We start from the raw sequence: 20414 nt of genomic DNA on the forward strand, positions 1-20414 counted from the left end.
CCCCGAGGCGCTCACTCCAGGCTCATGCCCAGCTCACGCCCGCGCCCACACGTACGACCGTGCCCGCGTCTACGCCGGAACGATGTTCACCAGCTTCGGCGCCCGCACGATCACCTTGCGGATGCCCGCTCCGGCCAGCGCCGCCACGACCTTCTCGTCGCCCAGCGCGACCTTCTCCAGCTCCTCGTCGGAGATGGCCGGGGAGACCTCCAGGCGCGCCTTGACCTTGCCCTTGATCTGCACGACGCAGGTCACGCTCTCGTCGACGACGTAGGCCGGGTCGGCGACCGGGAAGTCATGGTGGACGACCGAGTCGGTGTGGCCCAGCCGGCGCCACAGCTCCTCGGCGATGTGCGGGGCCAGCGGCGCGACCAGCAGCACCAGCGGCTCGGCGACCGTGCGCGGCACCGCGCCGCCCGTCTTGGTCAGGTGGTTGTTCAGCTCGGTGACCTTGGCGATGGCGGTGTTGAACCGCATGCCCTCCAGGTCCTGGCGCACCCCGTCGATCGCCTTGTGCAGCGCCCGCAGGGTGTCCTCGTCGGGCTCCGTGTCCACCACCGTCACGTCGCCGGTCGTCTCGTCCACGACGTTGCGCCACAGCCGCTGCAGCAGCCGGAACTGGCCCACCACCGCGCGCGTGTCCCACGGCCGGGACACGTCCAGGGGGCCCATGGCCATCTCGTACAGGCGCAGGGTGTCGGCACCGTACTCGGCGCAGATCTCGTCCGGAGTGACCGCGTTCTTCAGGGACTTGCCCATCTTGCCCAGCAGCCGGGAGACCTGCTCGCCCTGGTAGTAGTAGGCGCCGTCGCGCTCCTCCACCTCGGCGGCGGGCACCGCGATGCCACGGCTGTCGCGGTAGACGTAGGCCTGGATCATGCCCTGGTTGTACAGCTTGTGGAACGGCTCGGCCGAGGAGACGTGCCCCAGGTCGTGCAGGACCTTGGACCAGAAGCGCGCGTACAGCAGGTGCAGCACGGCGTGCTCCGCGCCGCCCACGTACAGGTCGACGCCGCCGTGCGGCTGGCCCTCGCGCGGGCCCATCCAGTACTGCTCGATCTGCGGGTCGACCAGCTTCCGGTCGTTGTGCGGGTCCGCGTAACGCAGTTCGTACCAGCAGGAACCGGCCCAGTTGGGCATCGTGTTGGTCTCGCGGCGGTACGGACGCGGGCCGCGCCCGTCGCCCAGGTCCAGGGTGACGTTGACCCAGTCCTGGTTGCGCGACAGCGGGGTCTCGGGCTGGGTGTCGGCGTCGTCCGGGTCGAAGGTCCGCGGTGAGTAGTCCTCGACCTCCGGCAGCTCCAGCGGCAGCATCGACTCGGGCAGCGAGTGCGCGACGCCGTCCTCGTCGTAGACGATCGGGAAGGGCTCGCCCCAGTAGCGCTGCCGGCTGAACAGCCAGTCACGCAGCCGGAAGTTGACCGTGCCCTCGCCGATGCCCTCGCGCTCCAGCCACTCGGTGATGCGCGCCTTGGCGTCGGCGACTCCCAGGCCGTCCAGCGAGATGTCGCCGTTGGAGGAGTTGATGATCTTCGCGTCGTAGGACGCGAAGGCGTCCTCCCACGTCGAGGTGTCGGTGCCCCGGCCGTCGGTCGGCTCGACGATGCAGTGGATCGGCAGCTCGAAGGCGCGCGCGAACTCGAAGTCGCGCTGGTCGCCCGCCGGGACGGCCATGATCGCGCCGGTGCCGTACCCCATCAGCACGTAGTCGGCGATGAAGACGGGGACCTGCTCGCCGTTGACCGGGTTGGTCGCGTACGCGCCGATGAAGACGCCCGTCTTGTCCTTGGCCTCGGCCTGCCGCTCGACGTCCGACTTGGAGGCGGCCTGCGCGCGGTAGGCGGCGACGGCCTCGGTCGGGGTCGCGTGGCCGCCGGTCCACGCCTCGTGGGTGCCCTCGGGCCAGGCGCCCGACGTGAACTTCTCGACCAGCGGGTGCTCCGGCGCCAGCACCATGTAGGTCGCGCCGAACAGGGTGTCGGGGCGCGTGGTGAAGACGGTGATGCGCTCGCCGTCGATCGGGAAGTCGACGCGGGCACCCTCGGAGCGACCGATCCAGTTGCGCTGCTGCAGCTTGATGGCCTCGGGCCAGTCCAGCGCGTCCAGGTCGTCCAGCAGCCGGTCGGCGTAGGCGGTGATGCGCATGTTCCACTGGCGCAGCTTGGCCTTGAAGACGGGGAAGTTGCCGCGCTCGGAGCGGCCGTCGGCGGTGACCTCCTCGTTGGCCAGCACGGTGCCCAGACCCGGGCACCAGTTGACCGGCGCGTCGGAGGCGTACGCCAGCCGGAAGTCGCCCAGGACGTCGGCGCGCTCGGTGTCGCTCAGCTCGCTCCACGCGCGCGTGTGCCCCGGTACGGCGCGCTCACCGGACTCGAACTGGGCGATCAGCTCGGAGACGGGGCGGGCCCGGTCGGCCTCCTGGTCGTACCAGGAGTTGAAGATCTGCAGGAAGATCCACTGGGTCCACTTGTAGTAGTCCGGGTCGATCGTGGCGAACGACCGGCGCTTGTCGTGGCCCAGGCCCAGCCGGCGCAGCTGGACCTTCATGTTCTCCATGTTGGCCTCGGTGGACACGCGCGGGTGCGTGCCGGTCTGCACGGCGTACTGCTCGGCGGGCAGGCCGAAGGCGTCGAAGCCCAGGGTGTGCAGGACGTTGTGGCCGGTCATGCGGTGGAACCGGGCGAACACGTCGGTGGCGATGTAGCCCAGGGGGTGCCCGACGTGCAGGCCGGCACCGGAGGGATACGGGAACATGTCCATGATGAACTTCTTGGGCTTGGCGACCAGCTGCGGGTCACCGGCCAGGTCACCGCTCGGGTTCGGCGCCGCGTAGGTGCCCTCGGCGTCCCAGAAGTCCTGCCAGCGTGCCTCGATGTCGGCCGCCATGACGGCCGTGTAGCGGTGCGGCGCGACCACCTCGGCGGTGGCAGCGGGGTTCGTCTCGCTCATGATCCTCAAAGCTCCATCGATCGTCTCTGCCAGCGGCTGCGACATTCAAGAAACGAAAAATCCCCTCGCACAGGAGGGGACGCCGCGCCGATTCCGACCAACCGATTCACCCGGCGGTCGGGATTGATCAGCGCGGCTCGCTAAGCAGAAGGCGTACGGCACGCATGGCGTTAGGGTACCGCAGCCGTTGAGCACGACGCGACGCGCTTACGTATGCCCTATTGGCACCGGGTGCCGCCCTCACTGACCCCGTCCGGAACACCGACCACAACGACCACAACCCCAAACCCGCAAAAAGTTACTTCGCGTAACAGCCACTAAGGGACATCACAACGACCGCGCAGTCGTTTGATAACAACGCAATAACTCAAACCTCGTACCCATCGGTATGGCGCCACTTAGAGTGCGGCAGCGGGACCGCTTTCCCGAAACTGCTCGGAGTTGCCCCCATGAACCCTCGTCGTAGTAACAGCTCGCTCCCCCAGCCCGGCCGGTCGGCCTATGGGGCGGCGTCGGCTGCCTTCCTGCTCCTCATACCCGTGTTCGTGCTGGTCGGAGGTGACAGGGTCCGGGACTTCCTGAACTTCGGTGCGGGCGTTCTGTCGCTCGTCTCGCTCAGCTGCTCGGTGATCTGGGGCCTGGTCGCCCAGGACCGGATCTTCCTGAACACCCGCCAGCGGCTCATCGGACAGGCGGTACACCGGACGACCGCGGTCGCCTCGATCGCGTTCCTGCTGTTGCACATCACCACCAAGATCGCGCTCGACCACACCACCCTGCTCGGCGCGCTGATCCCCTTCTCGCTCGGCGTCACCGGAGCCGAGGGCCTGATCGGCCTCGGCTCGCTGGCCGGCCTGCTCATGATCTTCGTGGGCATCACCGGCGCCCTGCGCAGCCGGTTCGCCTCACCGGCCCCGGTGGCGGCCCGCTGGCGTGCCATGCACATGCTGGCCTACCCGGCCTGGTGCGCCGCGCTCGTCCACGGCCTGTACGCGGGCCGCGCCGCGAAGCCGGTCTTCGTGATCCTGTACGGCCTGTCCCTGCTCGGCGTCACCGCCGCCCTGGCCCTGCGCGCCGCCCCGCGCCCGGTCAAGCGCAAGGTCGCCGACAGGATCTCCGCGTTCATGGGGACCGGCGACGAGCGCCCGGGCCGCGACGACCTCGACGCGAGCCGGGCCAGGATGGCGGAGGGTGCCGCGCTGCCTGGCTACGAGAACCAGCGCGGAACCCGCTCCCAGCCGCGCCCCCAGACCGGCAGGACACCCTTGTACGACGCTCCGGCGGCATCCCCCGCGGCCCCGGAACCCGCGAACGGCTTCGCGGCCGCCTACCGGGCCGTGTCGACACCACGCCAGCAGCAGCCCTACGCCGACCAGACCGCTCGCATGGACATGCCGTTGGACATGCAGCCCACGGAGGCGATCCCACGCGTCGACAACGGCGGCAGCACGTCGGGCAGCTGGCCCATCCCGTCGCCGCCGCCGGTGGGCGAGGCGCCGCCGTCGGCCTACGACCCGCTCCAGGACACGGGATTCAACATCCCCGCCTACGGCGGTGCGGGCGCGGCCGGGTACGGCACGAGTGACGTGTACGACACCGGTGAGTCGAACCCCCTCTACGGCACGTACAACACGAACGACACGTACAACAGCGGTCCCGCCACTGATCCATCGCCCGGTGATTCGTACGACTTCGACGCACCGGGATCGGGCGAACCTTGGAACATGCCTTCCGGAGGCTATAGGTGAACGAGGCCCTGCCCGACGTCCCAGAAGTCCGCGTGGTCGGCCTTCCCCAGCTCACGTCGGGCTTCGACCTTGTCGAGAGACTCGATCTGCCCATGCACCTGAAGGTGCACGGACCGCTCGAACCCATGGGTGGAGAGCAGCTCGCGAAGCTCTCGGAGAACATCAACCTGAAGGGCCGCGGCGGCGCGGGCTTCCCCTTCCACAAGAAGCTGCGCTCCGTCGCCGAGTCGGCGATCAAGCGCGGCGTACGGCCGGTCGTCGTGGTCAACGGCAGCGAGGACGAACCGGCCTGCCGCAAGGACACGGTGCTCATCAACCGTGCCCCGCACCTCATCCTGGACGGCGCTCTGCTGGTCGCGGAGGCGCTGGGTGCCCGCACGCTCGTGGTGGGGGTCACCCGTGAGTCGACGCAACGCTCCATGGAGGCCGCGCTCGCCGAACGCGGCCTCAGCAACGGCCGCCGATCGGCGCTGCGCGCGCGCGTGCAGCGCAATCCCGTCCGCATGGTCACCGGAGCGGCGGCGTCCCTGATCCGCTCCATCGACGGCGGGCCCGCGATCCCGCCGGGCCGCAAGGTCAGCGCCTCGCAGACAGGCGTCGGCGGAGCGCCCACCCTGCTGTCCAACGCCGAGACCTTCGCCCAGCTCGCCATCGCCGCCCGCATCGGCCCGGAGCGCTACGGCAACACCGGCCTGTACGACGAGCCGGGCACCGTCATGCTCACGGTCTCCGGCGCCGTCGCACGCCCCATGGTCATCGAGGTCCCCACGGGCGTGCCGCTGCGCTACGTCCTCCAGCTCGCCGGTGCCCCGCCGGTCCCGCAGGGCGTGCTGACCGGGGGCTACCACGGCAAGTGGATCGACGCGGCGACGGTCAACGAGGCGATCGTCTCGCGCAACTCCCTGGACGCGGTGGGCGGTTCGCTGGGCGCGGGCGCGATCCTGCCGATCAGTCAGGACACCTGTCCGCTGGGCGAGTCGCTGCGCGTGGCGCAGTGGCTCGCCGAGGAGAGCGCGGGACAGTGCGGTCCCTGCTATCTCGGCCTGCCGGCCGCCGCCCGCGGCATGGAGGACATCATCAACGGCGGCGGCCCCGCCGCTCTGGAGGCCCTCAAGCAGGTCGCCAAGAACGTGAAGCGGCGCGGCGCGTGCTCGCACCCCGACGGCTCCGCGATGTTCCTGGAGTCGACGATCAAGGCGTTCACGGACGACCTGGCCGCGCACGTGCTGGGCAACGGCTGCGGAAGGCCCGTGGAGGGCGTTCTGCCGCTCTTCGAGGGCGGTCAGATGCCCACGGGCATCCCCGGAGGCGGGGAGTCCGAGGAGAACGGTCCCAGCCGTCAGAAGATCTACGTCGACTGGACGCTGTGCCGGGGCCACGGCCTGTGCGCCGACATCCTCCCGGAGGTCTTCGAGCTGGGCGCCGACGGCTTCCCGACCGTCGCCCAGGCCCAGGTGCCGCGCTACGCGGAGGCCAAAGCTCTACGCGCGGTGCGTCGCTGCCCGGCGCTGGCCCTGCGTCTCGAGGAGGACACCCGCTCGCAGGGTGCGACCCGCAACAACCTCCCTGTCCTCTCCCAGGGCCGCGGCCGCCGCGCTCTCGGCCGCTGAACACCCGTCGGCGGGCCGCCCTCCCGAGGGCGGCCCGCCGTTCGTCTGCCGCCGCCAGACACCCGGCACACACGACGAAGGCGGGTCATCCTCTCGGATGACCCGCCTTCGATTGCTGTGGAGCTAAGGAGAATTGAACTCCTGACCTCCTGCATGCCATGCAGGCGCTCTACCAACTGAGCTATAGCCCCTCGCGGCCGTGTGGCGAAGCCACATGTTGACCGTGTCGCCGGGTTTCCCCGGCGGCGACGCCAACATTACCGGCCCATCCGGTGGAGCACCAAATCGTTTCCGTTCTGTCCGGATACGGAACTGATGTCCGGTCACGCGGTGACGAACGAGTAGAACCGCTTGAGCGTGCAGTGCTCTTCGAGAAGCCGGCCGTAGATCGGCTCGCCCTCCAGTTCGCGGTACGTCTCGATCGGGTCGCCCTTTATGATCAGCGCCCGCGCGCACTCCTCGCACCAGTACTGGTAGTCCGGGTTGACCGGCTCCATGTCGCGGACGATCGGCGTACCACTGCCGCACCAGTCGCACTTCCGCCTGTGTGCACCCATCGATCAGCTCCAGCTGTGGCCGCAGGCCGTGCACACGTAGGAGATCCCGCCGTTGTCACCGAGGACCTGAGCGACGTGCACGGAACCACAGGAAGGGCAGCTGAGGCGGACGACCGTGTCCCGCGCCGACGCTGCTTCGCGGAGGTGGCCGACCTCCACGAGGATGCTCGCAGGCATCACTACTCCCTCCCGTCGGGCCGCGCTCCCTTCCGGCCGTTTGATTCTGCCACGGCCGGACCAATACGGTCAGCGACGCCTCAGTACCAGTCCGGACACGGCACCCACCGCGGGCGTCCCGGCCGGCGCGAACACGCACGCCAGGAGCGCCTCCGCAGAGGTATACGCCTCGAAGGGCCCAAGTGACTCAAGCCGGTCCGAGAACAGTGTGCCGAACGCCGTCTCGTCTTCGGGGGCATAAGAAAATCCCGCCCCCAGGGGGACGGGATCGTCATACACCGATCTTGACAACTCGAGCGGTCGTCACCCGAGACTGTCGATCTGTGGAGCTAAGGAGAATTGAACTCCTGACCTCCTGCATGCCATGCAGGCGCTCTACCAACTGAGCTATAGCCCCTCGCGTTCTTCCCGCTCGGCGGGGCGAACAAGAAGAACTTTAGCCTGCGACCTGCCGGAAAGTGAAATCCGGTCCCCGGGGCCGCGGAGCCGCTCAGTCGTCGTCGCCGAGGACCGGCTCCGGGAGGGTGCCGGCGTTGTGCTCGAGCAGGCGCCAGCCCCTGGCCCCCTCGCCGAGGACGGACCAGCAGCAGTTGGAGAGTCCGCCGAGGCTCTCCCAGTGGAGCGCCTCCAGGCCGAGGAGGCGTCCGATGGTCGTGCGGATCGTGCCGCCGTGGCTGACGACGACGAGCGTGCCGTCGTCGGGGAGCTTGTCGGCGTGCCGCAGCACCACGGGGGCGGCACGGTCGGCGACCTCGGTCTCCAGTTCGCCGCCGCCGCGGCGCACCGGCTCGCCGCGCTTCCACGCCGTGTACTCGTCGCCGTGCCGGGCGATGATCTCCTCGTGCGTCAGGCCCTGCCAGACGCCCGCGTAGGTCTCACGCAGGCCTTCGTCGTGGGCCACCTCCAGGCCGGTGAGCGTGGCGAGCTCGGCCGCCGTGTGGGCGGCCCGCCGGAGGTCGGAGGCCACGATCGCGTCGGGCCGGAGGGAGGCGAGCAGCCGGGCGGCGCGCCGGGCCTGGGACACACCGGTCTCGGTCAGGGCCACGTCCGTGGTGCCCTGGAAGCGGCGCTCCACGTTCCACGAGGTCTGGCCGTGGCGCCACAGGATGACGCGCCGGCCCCGGCCCGGCCCACGGTCGGCGCCGGTCACCGGGGAGGCACTCACCGCTGCTCCCCGAACTCGGCCGCGTCCTCCTCGGCCCGCAGCTTGGCGTGCTCCTGGCCCTTGCCGCGGGTCGCCTTCGCGTCGGCGGGCAGCTCGAGCTCGGGGCAGTCCTTCCACAGCCGCTCCAGGGCGTAGAAGACACGCTCCTCGCTGTGCTGGACGTGGACGACGATGTCGACGTAGTCGAGCAGGACCCAGCGGGCCTCGCGGTCACCCTCGCGGCGCACCGGCTTGGCGCCGAGCTCCTTCTGGAGCCGCTCCTCGATCTCGTCGACGATCGACTTGACCTGGCGGTCGTTGGGTGCGGAGGCCAGCAGGAAGGCGTCGGTGATCGACAGGACGTCACTGACGTCGTAGGCGATGACGTCGTGCGCCAGCTTGTCGGCGGCCGCCTGAGCGGCGGTGTTGATGAGTTCGAGCGATCGGTCAGTGGCGGTCACTACAAGGCTTTCGGTCGGCGGACACTGGACACCAAGGGTCTCACGGACCGCCGAGGGCACCCCACGCGTGATGCGGATCACGTGGGGTGCCGTCCTGGGCCGGCTCGCCCGCAGGGGGCGGGGCGGCTAGGGGGAGGCCGGCTCGTAGTCCTGGCCGAGGACCACGGCGACGTTCGCGTTCCCCGAGACCTTGCCCTTGGTGACGGCGCCGGTTGGCAGGCCCAGGGTCTTGGCGACCTCGGTGGCGTTCTGCTTGTCGGCGGCGTCGGCGTAGACGACCTTGGACGTGGTCTGGGCCGCGGCGGCCGTACCGCCTTCCAGGAAGGTGAAGCCGCCGTTGAGGAGGACCACGCGGGCCTTCTCGGTGTTGTCCTTGACTCCGGTGGCGTTCTGCACGGAGACGCTGACGGCCGCGTCCTTGTCGGGGCTCTTCGCGGTGCCGCCGAGCACGTCCTTGACGACGCTGTCGCTCGCCTGCGCGCTCAGGGTGCCGTCGTTCTGGACGGGCAGCAGCGCGGTCTTGTAGTCGCCGCCCTTGGCGCGGTCGGCGAGCTTGGCGAGGAAGGTGCCGAGGTCCTTGTCCGTGAGCGAGGGGTCCAGGATCTGCGCCAGCGTCTGCACGGTGGTGGTGGCCCCCGTGGGATCGGAGGACAGCTTGCGCAGTACGCCCTGCATGACCTGGCCGAACCGCTCCAGCTGGGCGTTCTGGGCCTCGCCGGAGGCGCGGTAGGTGGCGTAGGCCACTGCCGTCTTGCCGCTCAGCGTCCGGTCCTCGCCCTTGCTCACCAGGGGCGCCTGGCCCTTCTTGGCTTCGGGGTCGGGCACGTCGGTGTTGGCGTCGACCTCGATGTTGCCGACCAGGTCGACCAGGTTCTGGAGGTAGGGGGTGTCCAGGCGCCAGGTGCCCTCGATGTCGGTGCCGAGGACGCCGTCGAGGGAGTCGCGGGTGCCGGTGGAGCCGTCGTCCTCGACGGACTTGGCGAGCGTGGTCGTGCTGCCGTCGTCGTCCGTCAGGACGAGCGAGTTGGGCAGCAGGACCGTGGTGCCCTGCTTGGTGGTGGTGTTGTTGACGAGCAGCGCCGTGGAGGTTCCGCCCTCCGCGGTGTTGTGCAGGTGGACCACGATCACGTCGCGGTTCTGCGCGGTGACCGGCGTCGCGGTGCCGGTCTTGTCGTCGGACGACGACAGGCCGGGCAGCTTCCCGGCGTACCAGAGGTAGCCGACGCCGCCGACCGCGACCAGGGCCAGCACCACCACGAGGGCGACGAGGCGGCTGCGGGCGCGGCGCTTGGCCTCCTCGCGTCGCTCGGTGCGGTTCTCGGTGAAGTTCAGCCAGTCGATGACGTCCTCGGAGTCACCGTCGGGCTCCTCGACGAAGGCGAACTGCTCGGTGTGGTACTGCCGTTCGCCCTCGGCCGGGTGATCGTCGCCGGGCCCGGAGGGGCGGCTTCCGCCCGGGGCGGCCGTTTCCTCGGCCGGGCCGGCCTGCTGCGGGATGTAGGCGGTCTGTTCGGCGACGCGGGGCTCGACGCGGGGCTGCCGGCCGCCGGTGGCGGTCTGGCCGTAGGGGTCGTACGCCGGTGCCTGCCCGCCGCCCGGCTGCGGGCCGCCGGTGCCGTACGGGTCGTAGGGATGCGGGGCGGGCGCCTGCTGGGGGCCGGTGCCGTAGGGGTCGTACGAGGACGGGGCGCCGGGCTGCTGGTGGCCGGTGGCGTACGGGTCGTATCCGTAGCCCTGCTGCGCGTACGGGTCGTACGGCTGCTGCTGGGGGGCCTGGCCCTGCTGTGGCTGTTGCTGCGTCTGGACCGGCTGGTACACCGGCCGGCCGTACTCGTCGTAGCCGACGAGTTCGTACCGGTCGTCGGGATGGCCGCCGTAGCCCGCGTCGTATCGGTCGTTCACCGGTGCCCCTCTCGGCTCACTCGCCGCGGTACAGCTCGCGCTTGTCGATATAGCGCACGACTCCGTCCGGCACCAGATACCAGACGGGGTCGCCCTTGGCGACTCTGGCACGGCAGTCGGTGGAGGAGATGGCGAGGGCGGGGACCTCGACGAGCGAGACACCGCCCTCCGGGAGTCCGGGATCGGACAGGACGTGGCCCGGCCGGGTGACCCCGATGAAGTGCGCGAGGGAGAACAACTCGTCCGCGTCCCGCCAGGTGAGGATCTGGCCGAGGGCATCGGCGCCGGTGATGAAGAAGATGTCGGCGTCGGGGTTGAGCGCCTTCAGGTCACGCAGGGTGTCCGTGGTGTAGGTCGGGCCGCCGCGGTCGATGTCGATGCGGCTGACCGAGAACTGGGGGTTCTCGGCGGTGGCGATGACCGTCATCAGGTAGCGGTCCTCGGCCGGGGAGACGTGGCGGTGGGTCTTCTGCCACGGCTGGCCGGTCGGGACGAACACCACCTCGTCCAGGTGGAACTGCGCGGCGACCTCACTGGCCGCCACGAGGTGCCCGTGGTGGATCGGGTCGAACGTTCCGCCCATGACGCCGAGACGGCGTTTGCCGGGGGGCTTCGGTTTGTTGCCGAGGCCGCTCGACGGACGGTTCTCGGCGTTGTTCGCCGGACCGGTAGGCATGTCCTGCTCTCCCATGCGTGCAGACCCTACCGGCCCGGCCTGAGCGCCCTGGCCGACAGAGGGCCGGGACGGGCCCCGCGGGAGCCCTTGCCGGGCGCCTGCCGGGCTCGCGCCGGACTCAGCGGTCGCGGTTGAAACGGGTGGTGATCCACAGCAGCAGCATCAGGATGAGGAAGGCGGAGCCGCCCACCACCAGCGGGTCGAGGCTCTCGTGGTTGCCACCGTGCTCCTCGCCCTGGGCGGCGAGGGTGACCAACTGGGCAGCGGTGCTGTGGAAGCTCATCTTCAGCAGGACCTATCCGGTGTGGGCGGGATAAAGACGTCGGCCCATCGTAAGCGGGCGGCCCGACGGCACTCACGCCGACTCCGCCATTGGGAACCTTCGTCCGACGTCACTCGTCTTTCCGCTTGTACCCCCGCAGCAGGAACCACGCGGTCAGCACACAGCCCAGCACCATCACCACCAGCACGACCCGGAGCAGATTCCCCGGCCCTTGCTGCTCGGCGGCGCTCGCGGCCTCGGCGAGCCAGGCGGCCCGGGGGTTGTGCTCCATGGCGCGGAACTCCTTCTGCTGTAGTGCCCGTCCACCGTAACTCCGCCTAGGCTGGGCTCTGCTTCGGGGGCGCAAAGGACCGCACAAGGGTCCGCAAAGGCCACTCACACGCACATGGGGGAAGACATGTCCGACGGCCACCACGACGGTCACGAGAACGTGCCGAGCAGGCAGCGCAGGCGCTTCCCGGGGATCTCCTCCCGTGCGTACGAGCACCCGGCCGACCGCTCCGCCCTGGTGGCGCTGCGCAAGCTGAGTGGCTTCGACACGGTCTTCAAGGCGCTGAGCGGGCTCCTGCCCGAGCGCAGCCTCAGGCTGCTGTTCCTGTCCGACTCGGTGCGCGTCTCCGACCAGCAGTTCGCGCATCTCAACGACATGCTGCGGGACGCCTGTTACATCCTGGACCTGGAGAAGGTCCCGCCGATGTACGTCAACCAGGACCCGCAGCCCAACGCGATGTGCATCGGCCTGGACGAGCCGATCATCGTCGTCACCACGGGTCTCGTCGAGCTGCTCGACGAGGAGGAGATGCGGGCGGTGATCGGGCACGAGGTGGGCCACGCCCTGTCCGGCCACTCGGTCTACCGCACCATCCTGCTCTTCCTGACCAGTCTCGCCCTCAAGGTGGCCTGGATCCCGCTCGGCAACCTCGCGATCATGACGATCGTGACCGCGCTGCGCGAGTGGTTCCGCAAGTCGGAGCTGTCCGCGGACCGCGCGGGCCTCCTGGTCGGCCAGGACCTCACGGCCTCGATGCGCGGCCTGATGAAGCTTGCCGGCGGCAACCACCTGCACGAGATGAACGTGGACGCGTTCCTGAAGCAGGCGGAGGAGTACGAGGCCGGTGGCGACCTGCGCGACTCCGTGCTGAAGATCCTTAACGTGCTGCCGCGCTCCCACCCCTTCACCACCATCCGGGCCGCCGAGCTGAAGAAGTGGGCCGAGTCCCGGGACCACCAGCGGATCATGGACGGCCACTACCCGCGGCGCAGCGAGGACAAGGACACGTCGGTCTCGGACTCGTTCCGGGAGTCGGCCTCGCACTACGCGACGCACGTCAAGACCTCCAAGGACCCGCTGATGAAGCTGGTCAGCGACCTCGCCGGCGGGGCCGGGGACCTGGGCGGCCGGGTGCGGCGCGGCTTCGGCGGCTTCACGAGCTCGGCACCGGCGGACCAGCCGCCGACGGACACCCCGGGCCCGGCGAACGGCACGGACACGCCGCCGCGGGACGACGCCTGACCGAGGGATCACCCGACCGAGGCCGCCGACGCCGTGAAGACCGCGGTGGCCGCGGTAGCCACGGAAGGGCGCGGTGGCCACGGAAGGGCGCGGTGGCCGCGGAAGGGCGCGTCAGAGCTTCGGCTGCGCGCTCGACGCCAGCGACCCGCACAGCGCCGGCGCACCGCCCGTCGCGTACGGGTCGGTGCCGGCCGGGCCGCCTGCCTTGGCGGTCTGGCCGGCGAGCAGCGGGCGCAGGAGGCTCGCGGAGTCCTCGGCGCAGGACAGGGGCCCGGCCTGGACGTAGGAGACGACGAGCTGGGCCGTGTGCAGGCGCAGGTCGTCGTGGTCGAAGCGGAAGTGCAGCTCGCGGCGGACGGTGAACAGGGACGCCTCGGCGTCGTCCGCGGAGCCGGTGGGCCGCAGCGCGTACACGAAGGTGTGGTCGGCGGTGACCTCGAGGGTGGACGAGTCGGTCTCGGCCGCCTGGAGGGTGCCCTGGACCCTGACCTTGTCGTCGGCCAGCTCCGCCTCGGACGGGTCGAAACGGACCAGCCAGCCGGTGGGGGCGTGCCGTCCGTCGGCGGCCGGCCGGTCGAAGCTCTCGTCGAACTGGTCGAGTTGGTCGGAGTCGAGGAGGACCCGCACCGGACGGACCTGCCCGCCGGTGAGCACCTCCGGATAGAGCGCGGAGCGGACGATGTAGTCCTTGGCGGTGGTCAGGGCGGCGACCACCTGGCTGTCCGAGAAGTGCGCGGTACGCCGGGACGCGGGCAGCGGGATCCCCTTGGCGCCGATGCGGTACTGGGCGGCGGGACTGTGCGCGTACAGGTAGGTGGTGTCGGCGTGCCCGGGCACCTTGCCCTGCGGGGCGAGCGGGATGACGGTCATCCGCAGGGGCTCGACGGGCTGCTGGGCGGCGGGGGTCTGGTACGGATGCCGTACCCCCATGTAGACGGCGGTGCCGAAGGCCACGGCGATCAGCACGACCAGGATCAGCGCCTGCCGGGACAGGCCGCGACGCAGCGGGGGGCGGCGGCGTACGGCGGGGGCGTGGTCGGCGATGCGCTCCTGCGCGGAGAACTCCTGGAGGCGGGCAGCGCGGACGAACGACTCGTCGAAGACGACGGATCGGTACTCGTCCTCTCCACCTCCGGGGCCGCCCTCGGGTGTCCCCTCGGGTGGATTTCCAGGCCCTCCCATATCTTCAGGGTAGGTCGCGGGGCGCTCGGGTAAACGCCCCGCTACGCGACACTTCTGACAGGTTCTCACCAGGAGTGGCCATGACCTGCGGGTCCGCGCTCAGGGCGTGCGCGGGTCCGCGGACACGGCTGGCTGAGAGTAGTCGGCGGAGACCGATGGGGCCGCCGCGCTGCCCTGTTCCAGGCCGGTCGAGGCGGGCAGCGGCGGACCCTGGTCCCGGCTGCCGGACGAGGCGCTACGGTAGACCGCCGCGAACGCCAGTGCGACCATGCCGACGCCCATCACGAGGGCGAGGATCCAGGCGACCGGCCGATGCCAGCGGACCTGTTTGCCGTACGTACCCGGCGCGCCGTAGCGGCCTGCGAGGACGTCGGTGTCGTCCAGGTCGTCGAGGTCGGGATCAGCGGCGAATCCGGCGCGGCGGTCGGGGCCGTACCCGTCCTCGTAGCGCTCGCCCCTGCCGGGCGCTGCCCGGCGGGCCTCGGTCTCTGAGGCCTCCGCTCTCGCCTGCGCGGCGGCAAGGAGGCGTTCGACGGCGGTCGGCTCGTGCACCACGGCCGCCTGTACGAAGGCCTCGTCGAAGACCACGGAGGCGAACTCTTCGTCCGACACCCCGCGGTCGTGGTCGTCGTCGGGCTCCCAGCCGTCAGGGAACGGCGTGCCCCCCACGTCCTCCGGCACGGTTCCAGAGTAGACCTGGGGGGTCATTTTGGGCAGACGGTATGGAAATTCATCCGGTTGATGAGACGCCGTTCCCGGCGGGCCGCGCCCCGGATCTCAGCGCCGTACGTGCCCGTCCCCGGTGACGATGTACTTCGTGCTGGTCAGCTCGGGCAGACCCATGGGGCCGCGGGCGTGCAGCTTCTGCGTGGAGATGCCGATCTCGGCGCCGAAGCCGAACTGGCCGCCGTCGGTGAACCGCGTGGAGGCGTTGACGGCGACCGTCGTGGAGTCGACCAGCTGGGTGAAGCGGCGGGCGGCCTGCTGGGAGGTCGTGACGATGGCCTCGGTGTGCCCGGAGGTCCACAGCCGGATGTGCTCGACGGCCCGGTCCAGGGAGTCCACCACCGCGGCGGCGATGTCGTAGGAGAGGTACTCCGTCTCCCAGTCCTCCGGGGTGGCCTCCACGACCGTCGCCTTGGAGTCCTTGGCGTACGCCAGCACCCGCTCGTCGGCGTGCACGGTCACACCGGCCTCCGCGAGGGCGTCCAGGGCGCGCGGCAGGAACTCGGGGGCGATGTCCTGGTGGACGAGGAGGGTCTCGGCGGCGTTGCAGACGCTGACCCGGTGCGCCTTGGAGTTGATCAGGATCTCGATCGCCATGTCCAGGTCGGCCTGCGCGTCGACGTAGACGTGGCAGTTGCCGGTGCCGGTCTCGATCACCGGGACGTTGGACTCGGAGACGACCGTCTGGATGAGCGAGGCCCCACCGCGCGGGATGAGGACGTCGACCAGGCCGCGGGCCCTCATCAGCTCGCGCACGCTCTCGCGGCTCTCGCCGGGCACCAGCTGCACGGCGTCGGCGGGCAGCCCGGCCCCGCCCACGGCGTCCCGCAGGACCCGTACCAGCGCGGTGTTCGACTCGTAGGCCGAGGCCGAGCCGCGCAGCAGCACCGCGTTGCCGGACTTCAGGCACAGGGCGGCGGCGTCGACGGTGACGTTCGGGCGGGCCTCGTAGATGATGCCGACGACGCCGAGCGGGACGCGGACCTGGCGCAGGTCGATGCCGTTGGGGAGGGTCGAGCCGCGGACCACCTCGCCGACCGGGTCGGGCAGCGCCACGACGTCCCGTACGTCGGAGGCGATGGCCCGCACCCGCTCCGGCGTCAGCGTCAGCCGGTCGACGATGGCCTCGCTGGTGCCGGCCTCGCGGGCCTTGGCGATGTCCTTGGCGTTGGCCTCGACGATCTCGCTCGTACGGACCTCCAGGGCGTCCGCGATGGCCAGCAGCGCGTCGTCCTTCTCGGCCCGCGGCAGCGGCGCGAGGTCGGCGGCGGCGGCCTTGGCGCGGTAGGCGGCCTGGGTGACCGGGGACATCGAGTCGTACGGCGAGAGCGTGGTCATACGCAAAGGGTAGTGCGCCCGACGGGTGCGTCCACCGGTCGTTCCATACGGCGAGACAGGGTCAAAAGGGGTGAACACCGACCGGGGTCGCGGGTGCCGGTCCGTACCCCTCGGCGAGGCGGTGGTGATAGGTCTCGCGGTCGATGACCTCCAGGCCGACGATCTCCCAGGGCGGGAGCTCGGCGGTCCGGCGGTGCTCGCCCCACAGGCGCAGCGCGACGGCGGCCGCGTCGTGCAGGTCGCGGGCCTCCTCCCAGTAGCGAATCTCCGCGTGGTCGTTGGCGTATCTGCTGGTCAGCAGAAAGGGGTGGTCGTGGGCCAGCTGTTCGAGACCGCGCCGCACCTCCTTCAGCGGTGTCTCCTCGCCGGAGACGCTGAGGGTGACGTGCCAGAGGCGAGGCAGGTCCGCCGGCTCCTCGAACCGGTCGCCGGCCGCGACGCTCGTCAGGGCACGCTCCTCGCCGGCAGCGCGCGAGGAGGAGCCGCCGGCACCGCCACGGGCCGCCGCCCCAGGGCGCACTCGTCTCACGACGGCCTCCTTTACCCAATGGCCGAGCAGTGCTCGTGCTCGCCGGTACCACCGGACCGCGGTACCGCTGAATGTGTCCCTGGGACAAAGTTGAGCAGCCCTGGGGCCTCCGCGTGGCGATTTTGCGGAACGTCCACCTCAAGGCGACGGCTGTGTCGGGGCGTTCACCCCGTTTTCGGGTGTGACGCCCGTCCCGGGGACCGCGGCGGACCGGGTCAGGGGTGCAGGAGCACCAGATCGTCCCGGTGTACGACCTCGCGCTCGTACGCCGGTCCCAGCTCGCGGGCGAGCTCCCGGGTCGAGCGGCCGATCAGCCGGGGGATCTCCTTGGCGTCGAAGTTGACGAGTCCGCGGGCCACCGCGCGCCCCTCGGCGTCCCGCAGTTCGACCGGGTCGCCCGCGGTGAACTCGCCCTCGACGGAGGCGATCCCGGCCGGCAGCAGCGACTTGCGCCGGTCCACGACCGCCTTCACGGCACCGTCGTCCAGGGTCAGCGACCCCTGCGGGGTGGAGGCGTGCTGGAGCCACAGCATCCGGTCGGCGGAACGCTTGCCGGCCGGATGGAAGTAGGTGCCGGTGTCCCCGCCGGACAGCGCGTCGGCCGCGTGCACCGCGCTGGTCAGCACCACGGGGATGCCGGCGGCGGCCGCGATCCGGGCCGCCTCGACCTTGGTGACCATGCCGCCGGTGCCGACGCCGGCCTTCCCGGTGCTGCCGATGTCCACTCCGGCGAGGTCGGACGGAGTGCGCACCTCCGCTATCCGCGAGGTGCCCGGCTTGCCGGGGTCCCCGTCGTAGACGCCGTCGACGTCGGACAGGAGGACCAGCAGGTCGGCGTGGACGAGGTGGGCGACGAGGGCCGCGAGCCGGTCGTTGTCACCGAAGCGGATCTCGTCCGTGGCGACGGTGTCGTTCTCGTTGACGATCGGCAAGGCACCCATCGCGATGAGCTTGTCCAGGGTGCGCGAGGCGTTGCGGTGGTGGGCGCGCCGGCTCATGTCGTCGCTGGTCAGGAGCACCTGGCCGACGCGGACGCCGTAGCGCGCGAAGGAGGCGGTGTAGCGGGCGACGAGCAGGCCCTGGCCGACGCTGGCGGCGGCCTGCTGGCGGGCGAGGTCCTTGGGGCGGCGGCGCAGGCCCAGCGGGGCGAGGCCGGCCGCGATGGCACCGGAGGAGACGAGGACGATCTCCCGCTCTCCCCCGCTGCGGCACTTGGCGAGGACATCGACGAGCGCGTCGACGCGGTCGGCGTCCAGGCCGCCCGAGGCGGTGGTCAGCGACGAGGAACCCACCTTGACGACGATCCTGCGGGCCTCACTCACGGCCTGCCTTGCCCCTGCCACCTTGCGTTCCGTCCCCTCGCACCTCGGCTGCCTCGCAATCTACGCGAACGGGGTGGGGCGGCGCGCGCCGGTCCAGCCCCCGGACACGCACCGTGCGTCACCCGCGTCACTGTTTACTCACGCTTCGCATACGGCAAAAAGGTTGTACTGGTTGCCTATAGAAATCAAAGTCGAAGCCAACTTATTTTGACTAACGTGTCACCTAAAGTTCGCCACGTGAACCGCATACTCCTCCGCTCGGGGAAGAGCCCCTACGACGCCGTACCCGTCGAGGAGGCTCTCCACCGGGACGTCATCGCCACCAACTCGGGCAACCTGATCTTCAGCGACGCCACCCACAAGATCCTCGAGACTCCGGGGACCGAGGTCGTGTCCAACGGGATCAGGACCGACGTGAACGCGGCCGGGCGGATCAACGAGGAGTACGACGCGTTCGTCGTACCGCTGGCGAACGCGTTCCGGCCGTCGTTCGAGCCGCAGCTGAAGCGGCTGACCCGGCTGATCAGCAAGCTGCGGATCCCGGTCGTGGTGGTCGGCGTCGGCGGACAGGCCGGGCTCGACTACAACCCGGCGCGCCTGAAGCCCATGGAACCCACGGTCCGCGAGTTCGTCTCCGCCGTGCTCGACCGCAGCGCCTCGATCGGGGTGCGGGGCGAGTTCACCGAGAAGTACCTGAAGGACATGGGGTTCCGGGACGTCGAGGTGATCGGCTGTCCGTCCCTGTTCATGTACGGCAAGGAACTCGCCGTACACAAGGGAGTGGGGGCGCTGACCAGCGACTCCCGCATAGCGATCAACGGCTCCCACAACGCCGTGCAGAAGCAGGGCCTGGACCGGATCATCCGCCGCGCCCACGCGCGCTACCCGCACCTGCGCTTCATCGGGCAGAACCTCAGCGACGCACGGCAGCTGCACTGGCGGGACCTGTCGGACGCCAACGCCAAGGTCACGGCGATGCCGACGCACCCCGACCACCCGATGTACGGGGAGGGCAAGGCCCGCGTCTACATCGACCCGGTCACCTGGATAGACGACCTTCGCGCCTTCGACTTCTCCTTCGGCTCCCGCATCCACGGCAACATCGCCGCGCTGCTGGCGGGCACGCCGGCGACGGTGCTGTGCGGTGACTCGCGGACGCTGGAACTGTGCCGCTACTTCGACATCCCGCACCGCCTCATCAACAGCCTGCCGGAGGACCTCGACCCGGCCCGGCTGTACGAGGAGGCCGACTTCACCGGCCTGGTCAGCGGTCACCACGAGCGTTTCGAGCGGTTCACGGCGTTCCTCGACCGCAACGACCTGCAGAACACGTTCACGCACGGCGACTCGGGCGCGGCCTTCGACGACCGTATGCGCTCCCTGTCCTTCCCGGCCGGCATCCGCCCGTGGACCGACGCGGACCTCACCTCGGTCATGTCGCGCTTCGGCTGGCTGTACGGCCGCGTCGACGAACTGAGCAAGGACAACACCCGCCTGAAGCGGGAACTGACCCGGGCGAAGTCGGGCGCGAAGGCGACGGCCACGGGCGCACCGGTGCCGACCTCGGTGTACCGGCGGGCTCGGCGGATCGTGGGGCGGCCTATTCGGAAGGTGATCGGGGGGTAGTAGCACGCACCGGCCGCGTCCCGGGTGGGCGCGGCCGGGTTGGGTGCGGCCCTCGTCTGAGCGAGCCGTGTCAGGGCAGGAGAGCCACCGCGCCCTTCACCAGCAGTGCGCACACCAGGACCACGATAGGCAGGAAGAGCACCAGTTCCACGAGCCCCCGCGTCGGCACGACCGTGAATTCGCCGGTCGGACCGACGTCGTCCCGTTGCTCACGCGCCCTCTCCAGTTCGGCGATCACTTTCCTGTGGCGGCCGAAGGAGGGCCAGCGGCTGAACGCCTGGACCGGGACGTTCTGGTCTCCGTCCAGGGTGAGGCTCAGGCTTCCGCTCTTGGCGTCCCAGCCGAGGTGCCGCACCGCCGTCCAGGGAATCTCGTACGTCTGTCCGACATTGCGGATCACGAGTCTGGTCCGGTCGTAGCTGACGAAGGGGATGAAATGGATTCTTGCCACGACTGCCAGGACGCTCAGCAGGCTGATGAGTCCCGAGGCGTTCAGGACAGTGACCTCCGACAGGGACCGGAAGCTCAGGGCCACGGCGCCCGCGCCTACGGCGACCACCACGGCGGTCATCAGACGCCGGTCCCACCAGGGGCTTATTCGATGCATCATCGCGTTCCTCGGGTCTGGCCGCCGCCCCGCCGGACGGAACCGGCGGAGCGGCAGGGGGGAG

The 20414-nt window shown here is 70.3% G+C and carries 19 protein-coding genes and 2 tRNA genes; 4 read left to right on the forward strand and 17 right to left on the reverse strand.

The genetic code is table 11. From position 1 onward, the window contains the following. Window positions 1-69: 69 nt before the first annotated feature. On the reverse strand, window positions 70-2949 hold the full coding sequence (leuS, locus tag AQJ84_RS12645) for a leucine--tRNA ligase (RefSeq protein WP_030042968.1): 2880 nt from the start codon (window positions 2947-2949) through the stop codon (window positions 70-72). 449 nt (window positions 2950-3398) lie between these two features. Here leuS and AQJ84_RS12650 point away from each other — a divergent pair, with 449 nt between their 5' ends. Continuing rightward, window positions 3399-4697 carry a hypothetical protein gene (locus tag AQJ84_RS12650; protein ID WP_053190529.1) on the forward strand — a complete coding sequence of 433 codons (1299 nt, stop codon included), beginning with the start codon at window positions 3399-3401 and terminating at the stop codon, window positions 4695-4697. Further along, window positions 4694-6307, forward strand: a complete 1614-nt coding sequence (locus AQJ84_RS12655) for an NADH-quinone oxidoreductase subunit NuoF family protein (RefSeq protein ID WP_030042965.1) — start codon at window positions 4694-4696, stop codon at window positions 6305-6307. Before AQJ84_RS12650 ends, AQJ84_RS12655 begins: the two co-directional genes overlap by 4 nt. A 118-nt stretch (window positions 6308-6425) precedes the next feature. Here AQJ84_RS12655 and AQJ84_RS12660 read toward each other — a convergent pair. The 10 genes from AQJ84_RS12660 to AQJ84_RS43450 form a co-directional block, all read right to left on the reverse strand. Next, a tRNA-Ala gene (locus AQJ84_RS12660) sits at window positions 6426-6498 on the reverse strand. 132 nt (window positions 6499-6630) lie between these two features. After that, window positions 6631-6864 carry a hypothetical protein gene (locus AQJ84_RS12665; protein WP_003976229.1) on the reverse strand — a complete coding sequence of 78 codons (234 nt, stop codon included), beginning with the start codon at window positions 6862-6864 and terminating at the stop codon, window positions 6631-6633. Window positions 6865-6867: 3 nt separating this feature from the next. Next, entirely contained in the window at window positions 6868-7041 is a 174-nt protein-coding gene (locus AQJ84_RS42170) for a hypothetical protein (RefSeq protein ID WP_107082654.1), read from the reverse strand. Between the two features lie 324 nt (window positions 7042-7365). Continuing rightward, window positions 7366-7438 (reverse strand) — tRNA-Ala (locus tag AQJ84_RS12675). A gap of 93 nt (window positions 7439-7531) precedes the next feature. Next, window positions 7532-8191 (reverse strand): histidine phosphatase family protein, encoded by a 660-nt coding sequence (locus AQJ84_RS12680; RefSeq protein ID WP_030042870.1) that lies wholly within the window; start codon window positions 8189-8191, stop codon window positions 7532-7534. Window positions 8192-8202: 11 nt separating this feature from the next. Next, window positions 8203-8646: a ribosome silencing factor gene (rsfS, locus tag AQJ84_RS12685; protein WP_030042869.1), complete on the reverse strand. Its 444-nt coding sequence runs from the start codon at window positions 8644-8646 to the stop codon at window positions 8203-8205. A gap of 126 nt (window positions 8647-8772) precedes the next feature. Beyond that, entirely contained in the window at window positions 8773-10548 is a 1776-nt protein-coding gene (locus AQJ84_RS12690) for an LCP family protein (RefSeq protein ID WP_053190527.1), read from the reverse strand. A gap of 16 nt (window positions 10549-10564) precedes the next feature. Further along, a complete protein-coding gene (nadD, locus tag AQJ84_RS12695; protein ID WP_030042867.1) occupies window positions 10565-11239 on the reverse strand; it encodes a nicotinate-nucleotide adenylyltransferase in 675 nt (224 codons plus the stop codon). Window positions 11240-11342: 103 nt separating this feature from the next. After that, a complete protein-coding gene (locus AQJ84_RS43445) occupies window positions 11343-11507 on the reverse strand; it encodes a hypothetical protein (RefSeq protein ID WP_030042866.1) in 165 nt (54 codons plus the stop codon). Window positions 11508-11616: 109 nt separating this feature from the next. After that, complete coding sequence (locus tag AQJ84_RS43450) at window positions 11617-11778, reverse strand: hypothetical protein (protein ID WP_030042865.1); 162 nt, start codon at window positions 11776-11778, stop codon at window positions 11617-11619. 114 nt (window positions 11779-11892) lie between these two features. On the opposite strand from AQJ84_RS43450, the gene AQJ84_RS12700 reads away from it, so the two are divergent. After that, complete coding sequence (locus AQJ84_RS12700; protein ID WP_374934936.1) at window positions 11893-13020, forward strand: M48 family metallopeptidase; 1128 nt, start codon at window positions 11893-11895, stop codon at window positions 13018-13020. Window positions 13021-13131: 111 nt separating this feature from the next. Here the strand turns inward: AQJ84_RS12700 and AQJ84_RS12705 are convergent, their stop codons facing one another. The 5 genes from AQJ84_RS12705 to proB form a co-directional block, all read right to left on the reverse strand. Then, window positions 13132-14202, reverse strand: coding sequence for an SCO2583 family membrane protein (locus AQJ84_RS12705; RefSeq protein WP_053190524.1), 1071 nt, complete (start codon window positions 14200-14202; stop codon window positions 13132-13134). Window positions 14203-14301: 99 nt separating this feature from the next. After that, window positions 14302-14883 carry an SCO2584 family spore wall biosynthesis protein gene (locus tag AQJ84_RS12710; RefSeq protein WP_445585615.1) on the reverse strand — a complete coding sequence of 194 codons (582 nt, stop codon included), beginning with the start codon at window positions 14881-14883 and terminating at the stop codon, window positions 14302-14304. Between the two features lie 96 nt (window positions 14884-14979). Continuing rightward, window positions 14980-16266, reverse strand: a complete 1287-nt coding sequence (locus AQJ84_RS12715) for a glutamate-5-semialdehyde dehydrogenase (protein WP_030042860.1) — start codon at window positions 16264-16266, stop codon at window positions 14980-14982. 61 nt (window positions 16267-16327) lie between these two features. Next, window positions 16328-16786, reverse strand: a complete 459-nt coding sequence (locus AQJ84_RS12720; protein WP_037803757.1) for a hypothetical protein — start codon at window positions 16784-16786, stop codon at window positions 16328-16330. Between the two features lie 224 nt (window positions 16787-17010). Further along, a complete protein-coding gene (proB, locus tag AQJ84_RS12725; RefSeq protein ID WP_030042858.1) occupies window positions 17011-18117 on the reverse strand; it encodes a glutamate 5-kinase in 1107 nt (368 codons plus the stop codon). A 237-nt stretch (window positions 18118-18354) separates the two neighbouring features. Between proB and AQJ84_RS12730 the strand changes: the two genes are divergently transcribed. Continuing rightward, the gene (locus AQJ84_RS12730; RefSeq protein WP_030042857.1) at window positions 18355-19743 is read left to right on the forward strand and encodes a polysaccharide pyruvyl transferase family protein; all 1389 of its coding nucleotides are present in this window, start codon (window positions 18355-18357) and stop codon (window positions 19741-19743) included. Window positions 19744-19813: 70 nt separating this feature from the next. Here the strand turns inward: AQJ84_RS12730 and AQJ84_RS12735 are convergent, their stop codons facing one another. After that, window positions 19814-20353: a hypothetical protein gene (locus tag AQJ84_RS12735; protein WP_128092330.1), complete on the reverse strand. Its 540-nt coding sequence runs from the start codon at window positions 20351-20353 to the stop codon at window positions 19814-19816. Window positions 20354-20414: the final 61 nt, after the last annotated feature.

Source organism: Streptomyces resistomycificus (assembly GCF_001514265.1).
In the GTDB taxonomy this organism is placed as follows: domain Bacteria; phylum Actinomycetota; class Actinomycetes; order Streptomycetales; family Streptomycetaceae; genus Streptomyces; species Streptomyces resistomycificus.

Bases quoted from the DNA above. Each gene is read 5' to 3' on its own strand.
- nadD (WP_030042867.1), bottom strand. From the start codon at position 11,239: ATGGGAGAGCAGGACATGCCTACCGGTCCGGCGAACAACGCCGAGAAC.
- AQJ84_RS12715 (WP_030042860.1), bottom strand. From the start codon at position 16,266: ATGACCACGCTCTCGCCGTACGACTCGATGTCCCCGGTCACCCAGGCC.
- AQJ84_RS43445 (WP_030042866.1), bottom strand. From the start codon at position 11,507: ATGAGCTTCCACAGCACCGCTGCCCAGTTGGTCACCCTCGCCGCCCAG.
- AQJ84_RS43450 (WP_030042865.1), bottom strand. From the start codon at position 11,778: ATGGAGCACAACCCCCGGGCCGCCTGGCTCGCCGAGGCCGCGAGCGCC.
- AQJ84_RS12705 (WP_053190524.1), bottom strand. From the start codon at position 14,202: ATGGGAGGGCCTGGAAATCCACCCGAGGGGACACCCGAGGGCGGCCCC.
- AQJ84_RS42170 (WP_107082654.1), bottom strand. From the start codon at position 7,041: ATGCCTGCGAGCATCCTCGTGGAGGTCGGCCACCTCCGCGAAGCAGCG.
- AQJ84_RS12700 (WP_374934936.1), top strand. From the start codon at position 11,893: ATGGGGGAAGACATGTCCGACGGCCACCACGACGGTCACGAGAACGTG.
- leuS (WP_030042968.1), bottom strand. From the start codon at position 2,949: ATGAGCGAGACGAACCCCGCTGCCACCGCCGAGGTGGTCGCGCCGCAC.
- AQJ84_RS12650 (WP_053190529.1), top strand. From the start codon at position 3,399: ATGAACCCTCGTCGTAGTAACAGCTCGCTCCCCCAGCCCGGCCGGTCG.
- AQJ84_RS12735 (WP_128092330.1), bottom strand. From the start codon at position 20,353: ATGATGCATCGAATAAGCCCCTGGTGGGACCGGCGTCTGATGACCGCC.
- AQJ84_RS12665 (WP_003976229.1), bottom strand. From the start codon at position 6,864: ATGGGTGCACACAGGCGGAAGTGCGACTGGTGCGGCAGTGGTACGCCG.